Source organism: Candidatus Pelagibacter sp. PS_11 (assembly GCF_059417975.1).
In genome coordinates this window covers 446,300-459,241 of sequence record NZ_CM182075.1, presented here as the reverse complement: position 1 = coordinate 459,241, position 12,942 = coordinate 446,300, and the positions used below count along the sequence as shown (strand labels likewise).

Sequence of the window (12,942 nt, the reverse complement as noted above, 5' to 3'; positions counted from 1 at the left end):
ATATACAATTTAAATATGGAATTTACCAAAGCTTTAATAAAAGGCAAACTGATCAAACGTTATAAGAGGTTTTTTGCAGACGTTAAAATTGGCAAGGAAATTGTTACAGCACATTGCCCTAATACTGGATCTATGAAGGGCTTATTAGATGAAGGAAATATGGTTTATGTATCTAAAAATGATGACCCAAAAAGAAAGTTAAAATATACCCTTGAAATAGTTAAAGTTAAAAAAAATTTAGTTGGTGTTAATACTCATTTTGCAAATAAAATTGCCTTCCATGGTTTAGCAAATAATCTAGTTAAAGAAATTGCTAACATTGACAGTATCAAGGCTGAGGTATTTTTTGATAAAGAAACACGGTTTGATTTTTTAGTTGAAAAAAATAAACAAAAAATATTTGTAGAAGTTAAAAATGTTACTTTATTTAGAGAAGAAAAAACTGCAGAATTTCCAGATGCCGTTACAACTAGAGGGTCAAAGCATTTAAAAACACTTATAGAGGCGGTAAAAAAAGGCTATAAATCCTATCTATTATTTTTAGTCCAAATAGAGGGTGTGGATAATTTTAAAATAGCAAAAGACATTGATAAAGAATATTATGAAAATTATTTACTTGCAAAAAAAGCTGGAGTTAACTTTTTAGCTTATCAATGTAAAATAAATTCAAAAGAAATTAAAATTGATAAAAAAATTAAAATTATAAATGCCTGATTATTTAGAAAAATTTGAAAAGATGAGAGTTGCTGGAAATCTTGCAGCAAGAACTCTTGATATGCTTACAGATAATATTAAGCCAGGTGTAACTACAGATTTTGTAGATAAATTAGGATATGAATTTATTAGGGACAACGGTGGTTACTCAGCTCCACTTTTTTATAGAGGTTTTAAAAAATCATTATGCACTTCTTTAAATCATGTTGTTTGTCACGGTATACCTTCTGATAGAGTTTTAGTTGAAGGTGATGCTTTAAATGTTGATGTAACAGCTATAGTTGATGAACATTATGGTGACACAAGTCGAATGTTTTGTGTTGGAAAAACTCCTGTTAAAGTTAATAACTTAATTGATGCTACATACGAGTCGATGATGAGAGCAATCAACTTATTAAAACCAGGATTAAAATTGGGTGACATTGGATATGAAATACAATCTTTTGTTGAAAAAAAAGGCTACTCAGTCGTTAGAGATTTTTGTGGTCATGGAATAAGCACAACATTCCACGAACCACCTAATATTTTACATTATGGAAGAAGAAATACAGGGATGGAACTTAGACCTGGAATGACTTTTACAATTGAGCCTATGATAAATATCGGTGAATGGGATGTAAAGATGCTAAAAGATGGCTGGACTGCAGTTACAAAAGACAAATCTTTATCAGCACAATTTGAACATACGTTAGGTATTACTGAAAATGGTTATGAAATCTTTACAGAATCTGTTAAAGGTTATTCTAAGCCTCCTTACTTATAATTAATGATTGAACGATATTCTAGAAAACCACTAACTGACATATGGTCAGAACAAAACAAATACCAAATTTGGCTCGATGTAGAGGTTGCTGCAGCAGAAGCCATGGAAAAATTAGGTCAAATTCCAAAAGGTGTTTCATCAATTGTTAGAAAAAAAGCTAAAATAAACGTTAAAAGAATTCATCAAATTGAGAGTAAAGTTAAGCACGATGTTATAGCATTTTTAACATCTGTTACTGAAAAAGCAGGGATTAAAGCAAGATACCTTCACCAAGGTATGACCTCTTCTGATGTTTTAGATACCAGTTTAAATATTCAATTAGTTCAATCTGGTAAAATTTTACTCAGTGATATCGATCAAATTCTAAAAGTTTTAAAGAAACAAGCCAAAAAATATAAATACACTCCTTGCATGGGCAGAAGTCATGGAATTCATGCTGAACCTATAACATTTGGTTTAAAATTAGCTTCATTTTATGAAGAGTTTAAGAGAAATAGAAAAAGATTAGTTGATGCAATTGATGAAATTTCAACATGCGCAATTTCTGGTGCTGTTGGCACATTTGCAAATATTAATCCTAATGTTGAAAAACATGTAGCAAAAAAACTTGGATTAAAAGTTGAGCCTATATCAACTCAAGTAATACCAAGAGATAGGCACGCTTTTTATTTTTCAATTCTTGGAATTATTGCAGGATCAGTTGAAAGAGTTGCAATTGAGATTAGACATTTACAGAGAACTGAAGTTTATGAAGTTCAAGAGTTTTTTTCAAAAGATCAAAAAGGTTCATCTGCAATGCCACATAAAAAAAATCCAATCCTAAGTGAAAATTTAACAGGTCTTGCAAGAATGGTTCGAAGTGCTGTAATCCCTGCTCTTGAAAATATTGCACTATGGCATGAAAGAGATATTTCTCACTCAAGTGTTGAAAGAAATATTGGTCCAGACGCAAATATTACCTTAGATTTTGCTTTAGCAAGACTAAGTAATATTTTAGATAAAATGCTTGTCTATCCAAAAAAAATGATTGAAAATTTAAATATAACTAAGGGTTTAATTTTTTCACAAGAAGTAATGTTAGAGCTAACAAAATCAGGTTTAAGTAGAGAACAATCTTACAAAATGGTTCAAAATTATGCAAAAAAATGTTTTGCAGAAAATCTGCATTTATTTGATGTTATATCAGATGATAAATTCATAATGGCTAAAATTTCATCAAAAAGATTAAAAGCTATATTCAATTATTCATCGCATTTTAAAAACGTAGATTTAATTTTTAAAAGAGTATTCAAATAATGAAAAAAGGTAAAAAATTATACGAAGGTAAAGCTAAAATAATTTACGCAACATCTGATAAAAATTTGGTTATTCAATATTTCAAAGATGATGCAACTGCTTTTAATAATTTGAAAAAATCAACAATTGAAGGCAAAGGTGTTTTAAACAATAGAATTTCAGAACATATTTTATCAAACCTAACTCAAATTGGGATTAAAAATCATTTAGTAAAAAGACTAAATATGAGAGAACAAATTATCAAATTAGTTGAGATTATACCTATTGAATTCATTGTTCGTAATGTTGCAACAGGCTCTATTACTAAAAGATTAGGTATCGAAGATGGAACAGTTTTAAAACAGCCACTATTAGAGTATTGCCTTAAAGATGATAAATTGGGTGATCCACTTATTGCTGAAGAGCATATTTTAGCTTTTGATTGGGCTACAAAATCTGAATTAGAAAAAGTTAAAAAAATGATTCTTAGAATTAATGATTTTATGATTGGAATGTTTAGAGGAGTTGGGATTAAACTAATTGATTTCAAACTTGAATTTGGAAGACTTAAAGAAAATGGGAAAAATGAGGTTATTCTGGCTGATGAGATTAGTCCTGACACTTGCAGATTATGGGACAGTATTACTGATAAAAAACTAGATAAAGATAGATTTCGTAAAGATTTGGGTGATTTGATACCCGCATATACTGAAGTTGCAAAAAGACTTGGTATATTGCATGAGCAATCAAATTTAAGTGCTGTTAATGTTACAAAGTTAAGATCAGTTAAAAAAAGAAAATAATATGAAAATATCTGTAATTATAACTCTTAAAAAAGATGTTTTAGATCCTCAAGGTAAAGTTATCCATCAAACCCTGGACGGTATGGGGTTTGAAGGGATTAATGAAGTAAGACAAGGAAAATATTTTGAAATTGACACTAAAGAAGACGATAAGAAAAAAGCTGAAAAAAAAGTTGAAGAAATGTGTAAGAAACTTTTAGCAAACTTAGTAATAGAAGACTTTAAAATTATTGGATCACAATAATAAAAAATGCATTCATCCGTAATAACCTTTCCTGGATCTAATTGTGATAGAGACATGGATGTTGCTTTAAAAAAATTTGGCTTTAAAAATAAAATGGTTTGGCATGATGATGTTGAGCTTCCAAAAAGTGACTTAGTCGTTTTGCCAGGTGGGTTCTCATATGGGGATTACCTTAGATGTGGAAGTATGGCATCAAAATCTAAAATCATGAAATCTGTTTTAAATTTTGCCCAAGGGGGTGGTAAAGTTATGGGAGTTTGTAATGGGTTTCAAATTTTAGTCGAGTCAGGTTTGTTGCCGGGAGTTCTACTTAGAAATAAATACTTAGAGTTCATTTGTAAAAATGTTTTTGTAAAAGTTAATAATCAAGACAACTCTTATTTTAAGGATAACAAAAAAGAAGTTTATGAATTTCATATAGCACATAATGAAGGAAATTACTTTTGCTCTAATGATCAAATTAAAGAAATTAATGACAATAATCAAATAGCTTTATTTTATTCAGATGAAAACGGAAATGTTAATGAACAATCTAATCCAAATGGTTCATTACAAAATATAGCTGGTGTGTTTAATAAACAAAAAAATGTTTTAGGAATGATGCCTCATCCTGAAAGAATGATAGACCCTGCTCTTTCAGGTGAAGATGGTTCAATTTTTTTTCAAAACTTAATTAATAATTTAAAATAATGATAGTTAACGAACAACTTGCAATTGATCATGGTTTAAAAAAAGATGAATATAAAAAAATCTGTGATTTGTTAAAAAGAGTTCCCAATATTACTGAGCTTGGTATTTTCTCAGCAATGTGGAATGAGCATTGTTCTTATAAATCTTCAAGATTTCATCTTAAAAACTTACCTACTAAAGGAAAAAACGTAATTCAAGGTCCTGGTGAAAATGCTGGTGTTATTGATATTGACGATGATGATGCAATAGTATTTAAAATTGAAAGTCATAATCACCCTTCATTTATTGAACCTTATCAAGGTGCCGCAACGGGTGTTGGTGGAATTATGAGAGATGTCTTTACAATGGGAGCAAGACCCATAGCTAATTTAAACTCAATTCATTTTGGCTCACCTCAACATAAAAAAACTAAGAATTTATTACGTGGAGTTGTTCACGGTATAGGCGGATATGGTAATTGCATGGGGGTTCCAACAATTGCTGGTCAAACTAGTTTTGACGAGTCTTATAATGGTAATATTTTAGTAAATGCTATGACCTTAGGTCATGTAAAAAAAGATAAAATTTTTTATTCAAAAGCTGCAGGTCTAGGAAAACCTGTAATCTATGTTGGTTCAAAAACAGGTCGTGATGGAATTCATGGTGCAAGCATGGCATCAGCTTCATTTGATGATAAAATTGAAGAAAAAAAACCAACTGTTCAAGTTGGAGATCCTTTTACAGAAAAACTATTATTAGAGGCTTGTTTAGAATTAATGGCAGGAGATTCAATTATTGCTATTCAGGATATGGGTGCTGCTGGATTAACTTCTTCAAGTATTGAAATGGCTTCAAAAGGAAATTTAGGAATTGAGATCAATTTAAATAAAGTTCCTTGTAGAGAAGCAAATATGTCTCCCTATGAAATTATGCTATCTGAAAGCCAAGAACGAATGCTTATTGTTTTAGAAAATGGCAAAGAAGAAATGGCTAAAAGAATATTTGATAAATGGAATTTAGATTTTGCTGTAATTGGACAAACAACAAAAAGTAAAAAGATTGAACTTTATTTTAATGAAGAAAAGGTAGCAGATATTCCTGTTAACACATTGGTTGAAAACTCACCTATGTATGATCGAAAATGGAAAAAGGCTAAATTGCCTAAAAGAATTAAAGTTAATAAAGAACAATTTAAAACCTTAAAAGTAAAAAATGTTTTAAACAAAATATTATCTAATCCAAATGTGTGTAGCAAAGAGTGGATTTGGCAACAATACGATCATACTGTTATGGGTGATACTATTCAAAAACCTGGCGGAGATGCTGGTGTTGTTAGAGTTCATGGTACCAATAAAGCTGTTGCAGCAGCTGTAGATTCATCTGCTGTATATTGTTGGGCTCACCCTTTAAGTGGAGGAAAGCAAATTGTTTGTGAAAGTTGGAGGAACTTAATTTCAGTTGGTGCTAAACCAATTGCTATTACTAATTGTTTAAATTTTGGTAGTCCCGAAAACGAAGATAACATGGGTGAGTTTGTTGAGTGTGTTCAAGGTTTAGGTGAAGCAAGTGCTTACTTAGAGTTTCCAGTAGTTTCAGGAAACGTTTCATTTTACAACCAAACAAAAGATATTGGGATTAAACCTACTCCAGCAATTGGGGGAGTTGGTTTAATTAAAGATTACCAAAACATGGTTACAATGGATTTAAAAGAAGTTGGTAATATACTTTTAGTTATTGGTAAAACTGAAGGTCACTTGGATCAAAGCTTATTTGCAAGAGATATTCTAAATGAAAAAAATGGACCTCCTCCTGAAATTAATCTTTTTAATGAAAAAAATAATGGTGAAACAATCTTAAAGCTTATTGATAAAAAATTTATAAAATCTGCTCACGATGTTTCTTTAGGTGGAATAATTACTGCTCTTTCTAAAATGTGTATTAAAGGTAAAAAAGGTGCAACTCTTAAAAAATCTAATTACTTAATTAATCAATTTGAATACTTATTTGGTGAAGATCAGGGAAGATACATTATTGAAATTAGTAAAGATGATTTAGAAAATGCCACTAAAATACTTCAAGAAAACTCCGTACATTTTGATGAACTTGGGTTAGTAAATGAGGATAGTTTAATAATTGACGATAAGACAAAAGTATCAATTGACGATTTGATTAAATCACATACAAATTGGCTAACGAACTACATGGAAAATTAAAATGGCAATGAATATAAAAGAAGTTGAAACACTCATTAAAGAAGCTTTGCCAGATGCTATAATAGAAATTCAAGATCTTGCAGGAGATAGTAATCACTACTCAGCGACAATAACCTCTAAAGAATTTTCAGGAAAAAGTAAAATTGAACAACACAAGATGGTATACAATTCTTTAAAAGGAAAAATGGGTAACGAACTTCATGCATTAGCAATTAAAACAAAGGAACAATAATGGACGATAGTACAAAAAATTTAATTCAAAGTCATATAGACACCAACGAAGTATGTTTATTTATGAAAGGAACGCCAGATGCTCCTCAATGTGGATTTTCTATGGCTGTGTCAAATATGTTAAAAATTTTAGAAGTAAATTACAAAGGAATAAATGTTCTTGAATCTCAGTCTTTAAGAGAAGGTATAAAAGAATTTAGTGACTGGCCTACTATTCCACAAGTTTACATCAAAGGTGAATTTGTTGGTGGCTGTGACATCGTTAAGGAAATGTATGAAAACGGTGAGCTCAAAAAAGTCCTTGAGGATAAAGGAATTAATTTTAAAAAATAATTTATTACTTATAAATATAATCTCTAGTATTAGGAGTGGACATATAGTTTTTTGTTAGTTGGAACTGATAAACAACTTGATCTCCCCATTTAAAAGCACTTTCACAGCTAGCTAAATAAAATTCCCACATCCTAAAAAATTTTTCATCAAACATATTAATTATTTGAATTTTATTTTTAATACAATTTTCTTTCCAGTGCCTTAGAGTGTGAGAATAATGTAATTTAAGAACCTCTATGTCAGATACTATTAATCCGGCTTTTTCAACGGGCGTTACCACCTCACTGAGACTAGGCGTATAACCACCTGGAAAAATATACTTAGTTATCCAGGGGTGTGGGTCTCTAGGAGGATTAACTGAGCCAATAGTGTGAACTAGTGAAACACCATCATCATTAAGCAAATTATCAATCTTCTTAAAAAAATTTTTATAAAACTTCCTACCCACATGTTCAAACATTCCAACACTTACAATTCTATCAAACTTTTCATCTAACTGACGATAATCTATTAATTTAAAGGTAACTTGATTTTCTAAATTAAGCTTTTTGGCTTTTTTAACACAGTAGTTAAACTGATTTTCGGATAGAGTAATTCCAGTAACTTCACAATTATTGCTTTTTGCAATATCAATAGCTAAAGATCCCCAGCCACAACCTATATCAAGAACTTTTTGATTTGGCTTTATATTAAGTTTTTTTATTATATGTTGTATTTTATTATTTTGAGCATCTTCTAAAGTATCATTTTCATTTATAAAATATCCACAAGAGTATTGTTTTTTAGGATCTAGAAATAAACTGTATAAATCATCTGAGAGATCATAGTGATGTGCCACATTCATTTTTGATTTTTTTATAAAGTTAAAGTTTGTCAAATATCTATAAGAACCATAAAGCTTATTTATCAACATACTAAAAAAATTTAATTCACCTCTTCCTATATTCATAAGCGCTATATCTAAGAAATCGGTTAAACTTCCGTTTTCAATTTGTATATCTCCATTAGAATAAGCTTCACCAAAATATAAATCTGGCCTAAAAAATAATTTATAATGGAGTTTCTTATCTAATATTTTAACTGTGATTGGCTTATTGTCTTTCGGTGTGCCAATAATATATTTATTTGAATTTGCATCAATTAAAAGAAAGCCATCTTTCTGAAACAATTTATTTAAATATCTTGCCAGTTGCATTTAAAATCTCATAAAAATTTTATTTATAAGAAAAAATATATAATGAATTTATGTAAAATTCACTCAGGATTAATTCACAATTTTATTGAAATTTTAAGAACAATATTAAAAGAATTTTTTAAAAAAAGGATATTTATTATCTAGAGTAATATTCAATTACTAGATTAGGTTCCATTACTACTGGATAAGGAACTTCGTCGAACTTAGGCGTTCTAACAAAAGTAACTTTTTTATTTTTTTCATCTAAATTAATGTACTCAGGAGTTTCTCTTTCTTTACTAGCTAGAGCAATATCAATTATAGCTAACTGTTTAGATTTATCTCTAATTTCAATTATATCTTCTTCTTTAACAACATAACTTCCAATATTAACTTTTTTACCGTTAACTCTTACGTGACCATGGTTAATAAGTTGTCTCGCTGAAAATACTGTTGTTGAAAATCTTGCTCTATAAACAACAGAATCTAATCTTCTCTCAAGTAATCCAATTAAATTTTCACCCGTATCCCCTTTCAACATGGTAGCTTTTTTATAAATATTTCTGAATTGTCTTTCGTTAATGTTACCGTAGTAACCCTTTAATTTTTGTTTAGCTTGTAGCTGAATTCCGTAATCAGAAGGTTTTCCTTTTCTACCTTGTCCGTGTTGTCCTGGACCATAATCCCTTTTATTAAAAGGACTTTTAGGTCTACCCCATAGGTTAATTTTTAACCTTCTATCTATTTTATGTTTAGCGCTTATTCTTTTTGTCATTTGATAGGTGGGTTTATAAACTTACTCATTATTTTGTCAATCAACCTTTTTTGGACAAACTTGCAAATACACTGGATAAAATACGCGTTTCCTTCTCAGAAAGCTCCATTTTAGAAAAAATGCTTCTTAAGTTTTCAAGCATAATAGGTCTCTTCTCCAAGGGTTTAAAAAAGTGTTTTTCCTCTAGTTTTTTGATGCACAAGTTAGTCATAGCTTGAATATCCTTTTTGCTAGCTAAGGTTACTTTTTTTGATTTAGAATATTTTGCACCTTTTAGATTAATGATGCTTGTTACTGTATGAGCAATAATAATAACACTATGTGACAGGTTTAAAGATTTAAAATCAGGGTTAGTTGGGATTTGCATGGTGAAATTAGCATAACTAATCTCATTATTAGATAAACCAGACGCCTCAGAACCAAATAAAAAAGCTATCTTTTTATTAAAATCAATTTTTTTTAAATCATCTAAATTAATATGTTTAATATTTTTATTTCTAAACCTTGCAGATGTTGCAATAACACAATCTACCTTTTTAACAGCAGATTCTAAGGTTTCATGTACTTTAGCATTAATAATTAGATCTTTTGCGCCAACTGACGTTGCTAAAATTTTATCATTTGGGAAAATTGGTTTTGGTTTAACAATAACTAACTTTTTAAAGTTAAAGTTTTTAACAGCTCTAGCACAAGCTCCAATATTTTCAGATAATTGAGGTTGATGTAAAATAAATGAAATATTGTTAAACGACATTAAAGACTTGCTGGGGCTTTATCTTTAAATAATTTATAATCTAAACTATCAACCAATGCTTTAAATGAAGCATCAATTATATTTGCTGAAACACCAATAGTGAACCAATTTTTGCCTTTTGAATCTGTGCTTTCTATTGAAACTCTAGTGATTGCCTCAGTACCTGTATTTAAAATTCTAACTTTATAATCAACTAATTTTAAATCTTTTAAATATTTAGAGTATTTGTTTAATCGATCTACATTTTGTCTTATAGCATTATCTAGAGCATTAACAGGACCATTTCCTTCACCCGTACACATAATTTTTTCACCATCAACTTCAAGCTGAGCTTTTGCAGAAGAAACAATTGTACCTGACGAATCTTTTTTAACAGAGACATCGTATTCTTTAATCAATATATACCTTGGTATTTTGCTGATAATCCTTCTGGCCAATAATTCAAAAGATGCGTCAGCGCCATCATAACTATAGCCAATAAATTCTCTATCTTTAACTTCATCTAAAAGTTTTTTAATTTTAGGATCGCTCTCTTCTATTTCTATACCAATAGTTTTTAGTCTTGAGATTATATTGGATTTTCCAGATTGATCTGAAACTACTATGTTTCGAGAATTTCCAACTTCTTCAGGATCAATATGTTCGTAAGTTTTTGGATCTTTTTGAACCGCTGATACATGAAGACCACCTTTATGAGAAAAAGCAGCAGCACCAACGTATGGAAGATGTTTGTTAGGTTTTCTATTTAAAATCTCATCCAACAATCTAGAGCATTCTGTTAATTTCTTAATATTGTCTGGTTTAATTTTTAATTGAAAATTAGTTGCAAAATCTTCTTTTAAAAAAAAAGTAGGGATTAGTGACATTAAATTAGCATTACCACACCTTTCACCTAAACCATTGATGGTTCCTTGCACCTGTCTAACTCCAGCCCAAACTGCAGCTAAAGAATTCGCAACTGCATTACCAGTATCATTGTGTGCATGTATCCCTAAATTTTTTCCAGGTATAGTTTTAGAAACTTCTGTAACAATTTTTGTAACTTCATGAGGTAAGGTTCCACCATTAGTGTCACATAAAACAATCCACCTTGCTCCCTCATCAAATGCTGATTTGAGACATGATAAGGCGTAACTTGGATTAGCCTTGTATCCATCAAAAAAATGCTCTGCATCGAACATGAATTCTTTATTCTCTTTAACGAAATGTTTAGCTGTCTCTTTAATGTTTTCTAAGTTTTCTTCATTAGAAATACCAAGTGCTATATCAACATGAAAATCCCAAGATTTTCCTACAATACAAACTCCCGGTGTGTTTGAGTTTAAAAGTGCTGATAGTCCAGGATCATTATCGGCACTTCGACCAGTTCTTTTGGTCATACCAAAAGATGTTAGTTTAGCATTATTAAATGAATGTTTTTTTTGAAAAAATTCAGTATCCGTAGGATTTGCTCCTGGCCACCCACCCTCAATATAATCAACACCTAAATTATCTAAAGCTGAGGCAATTTTTAATTTATCATCTACAGAAAAGTCTACACCTTGTGTTTGTGCACCATCTCTCAGTGTTGTATCAAATATAAAAAGTTGTTCTTTGCTCATTTTAGTTTCCAAATTGTTTTACCATCTTTGTCTTCTATTAAAACCCCTTTATCTAAAAGCTTATTTCTAATGATATCAGCTTCTTTATAATTCTTATCTTCTCTAGCTTTGTTTCTAAGTGAAATCATTTCTAAAATGTCATCTTCATTAATGGATGATTTTTTCTTTTTAAATTCAATCCACTCTTCTTTTGTTTTATTTAAAATACCAATAAAATTACAAGCTAATACAAATAAACTTTTCTCTTCATTTCCTCCTTTTAAGGCCTTATCATAAAGTTGATGTAATTTTGCAATGTAGCCAGGTGTATTCAAATCATCATATAATGGAGACAAAATATCTTCATCTAAAACTATTTTGTCTTTCGGGGGTAAATAAACTTCATACCATTTATCAATAGTATTTTTGCAATCTTCTAAGAGCTTTTCGTTCCAGTCTAATGGCTGTTTGTAGTGAGCACTCATAAGAGCAAGTTTTAAAACTTGTCCATCAACATTATCTTTAAAATCTTTAATCTTAAGTATGTTGCCAGTTGATTTAGCCATTTTTTCATTGGACATAGTAATAAATGCGTTATGGATCCAATAATTTGCAAAAACTTTACTATCATTCGCACATCTTGATTGTGCAATTTCATTTTCGTGATGTGGAAAAATTAGATCAATTCCTCCACCATGAATATCAAATACGTTTCCTAGGTATTTCTTTGACATTGCTGAACATTCTAAATGCCAACCAGGTCTTCCTTTACCCCAAGAAGAATCCCAAGAAGGCTCATCATCCTTAGAGGGTTTCCATAAAACAAAATCTTCTGATTTTTTTTTATTATCTGAAACTTCTACTCTAGATCCTGCAATTAAATCTTCTAATTTCTTATTCGATAGCTTTCCATAATCATCAAATTTGCTAACTTCAAAATAAACATGGTTGTTTGCCTCATAGGCAAAATCTTTTTCTATTAAAGTTGATATCATTTTAATCATGAGATCAATATGATCTGTAGCTTTTGGCTGTTGGGTTGGATTATCTAAATTTAAGTAATTACAATCCTCATTAAAATCTTTAATAACATTGTTTGTTAATTCAGATATTGAAAGATTTTTTTCTTTTGCTGATTTAATTATCTTATCATCAACATCTGTAATATTTCTTATATAATTTATTTTATCATGACCATATTTTGATTTTAAAACTTTGAACAAAATATCAAAAATAACAAGAGGTCTAGCATTACCTATGTGTGGGTTGTCATAAACAGTTGGACCACAAACATACATTCCAATGTTTTCTTTATTTATTGGAACAAATTTTTCTTTTTTATTATTTAGATTGTTTGTTAAAAAAATATCCATGTTCATTATCTTAGAATTATACTTTAATTATAGATTTGTGA

At 29.8% G+C, this 12,942-nt stretch carries 14 protein-coding genes; 9 read left to right on the top strand and 5 right to left on the bottom strand.

Annotation, left to right across the window (positions count from 1 at the left end):
- Window positions 1-15 precede the first annotated feature (15 nt).
- From sfsA to grxD, 9 genes are read left to right on the top strand one after another with little or no spacing between them, the layout of a single operon-like run.
- Complete coding sequence (gene sfsA, locus AC5SLT_RS02415) at window positions 16-714, top strand: DNA/RNA nuclease SfsA (RefSeq protein WP_494592392.1); 699 nt, start codon at window positions 16-18, stop codon at window positions 712-714.
- Complete coding sequence (map, locus tag AC5SLT_RS02410) at window positions 707-1,477, top strand: type I methionyl aminopeptidase (RefSeq protein ID WP_271485654.1); 771 nt, start codon at window positions 707-709, stop codon at window positions 1,475-1,477. The genes sfsA and map overlap by 8 nt, the downstream gene beginning before the upstream one ends.
- Before the next feature lie 3 nt (window positions 1,478-1,480).
- Entirely contained in the window at window positions 1,481-2,773 is a 1,293-nt protein-coding gene (gene purB / locus AC5SLT_RS02405) for an adenylosuccinate lyase (protein ID WP_494578608.1), read from the top strand.
- Window positions 2,773-3,555 carry a phosphoribosylaminoimidazolesuccinocarboxamide synthase gene (purC, locus tag AC5SLT_RS02400; RefSeq protein WP_006996790.1) on the top strand — a complete coding sequence of 261 codons (783 nt, stop codon included), beginning with the start codon at window positions 2,773-2,775 and terminating at the stop codon, window positions 3,553-3,555. The genes purB and purC overlap by 1 nt, the downstream gene beginning before the upstream one ends.
- 1 nt (window position 3,556) lies before the next feature.
- Window positions 3,557-3,799, top strand: a complete 243-nt coding sequence (purS, locus tag AC5SLT_RS02395; protein WP_006996789.1) for a phosphoribosylformylglycinamidine synthase subunit PurS — start codon at window positions 3,557-3,559, stop codon at window positions 3,797-3,799.
- A 6-nt stretch (window positions 3,800-3,805) separates the two neighbouring features.
- On the top strand, window positions 3,806-4,489 hold the full coding sequence (gene purQ, locus AC5SLT_RS02390; protein ID WP_494592389.1) for a phosphoribosylformylglycinamidine synthase I: 684 nt from the start codon (window positions 3,806-3,808) through the stop codon (window positions 4,487-4,489).
- Window positions 4,489-6,681 carry a phosphoribosylformylglycinamidine synthase subunit PurL gene (gene purL, locus AC5SLT_RS02385; RefSeq protein WP_494592388.1) on the top strand — a complete coding sequence of 731 codons (2,193 nt, stop codon included), beginning with the start codon at window positions 4,489-4,491 and terminating at the stop codon, window positions 6,679-6,681. The genes purQ and purL overlap by 1 nt, the downstream gene beginning before the upstream one ends.
- A gap of 1 nt (window position 6,682) precedes the next feature.
- Entirely contained in the window at window positions 6,683-6,913 is a 231-nt protein-coding gene (locus AC5SLT_RS02380; RefSeq protein WP_494592387.1) for a BolA/IbaG family iron-sulfur metabolism protein, read from the top strand.
- Window positions 6,913-7,245: a Grx4 family monothiol glutaredoxin gene (grxD, locus tag AC5SLT_RS02375; protein WP_271564803.1), complete on the top strand. Its 333-nt coding sequence runs from the start codon at window positions 6,913-6,915 to the stop codon at window positions 7,243-7,245. The genes AC5SLT_RS02380 and grxD overlap by 1 nt, the downstream gene beginning before the upstream one ends.
- A 4-nt stretch (window positions 7,246-7,249) precedes the next feature.
- Here the strand turns inward: grxD and AC5SLT_RS02370 are convergent, their stop codons facing one another.
- The 5 genes from AC5SLT_RS02370 to cysS form a co-directional block, all read right to left on the bottom strand.
- Window positions 7,250-8,440 carry a class I SAM-dependent methyltransferase gene (locus AC5SLT_RS02370; protein WP_494592385.1) on the bottom strand — a complete coding sequence of 397 codons (1,191 nt, stop codon included), beginning with the start codon at window positions 8,438-8,440 and terminating at the stop codon, window positions 7,250-7,252.
- A gap of 136 nt (window positions 8,441-8,576) precedes the next feature.
- Window positions 8,577-9,194, bottom strand: coding sequence for a 30S ribosomal protein S4 (gene rpsD, locus AC5SLT_RS02365; RefSeq protein ID WP_018414188.1), 618 nt, complete (start codon window positions 9,192-9,194; stop codon window positions 8,577-8,579).
- A 40-nt stretch (window positions 9,195-9,234) separates the two neighbouring features.
- Window positions 9,235-9,948: an RNA methyltransferase gene (locus AC5SLT_RS02360; RefSeq protein ID WP_494592383.1), complete on the bottom strand. Its 714-nt coding sequence runs from the start codon at window positions 9,946-9,948 to the stop codon at window positions 9,235-9,237.
- Window positions 9,948-11,549 (bottom strand): citramalate synthase, encoded by a 1,602-nt coding sequence (cimA, locus tag AC5SLT_RS02355; RefSeq protein WP_494592381.1) that lies wholly within the window; start codon window positions 11,547-11,549, stop codon window positions 9,948-9,950. Before cimA ends, AC5SLT_RS02360 begins: the two co-directional genes overlap by 1 nt.
- Window positions 11,546-12,907, bottom strand: coding sequence for a cysteine--tRNA ligase (gene cysS, locus AC5SLT_RS02350; RefSeq protein WP_494592379.1), 1,362 nt, complete (start codon window positions 12,905-12,907; stop codon window positions 11,546-11,548). The genes cimA and cysS overlap by 4 nt, the downstream gene beginning before the upstream one ends.
- Window positions 12,908-12,942: the final 35 nt, after the last annotated feature.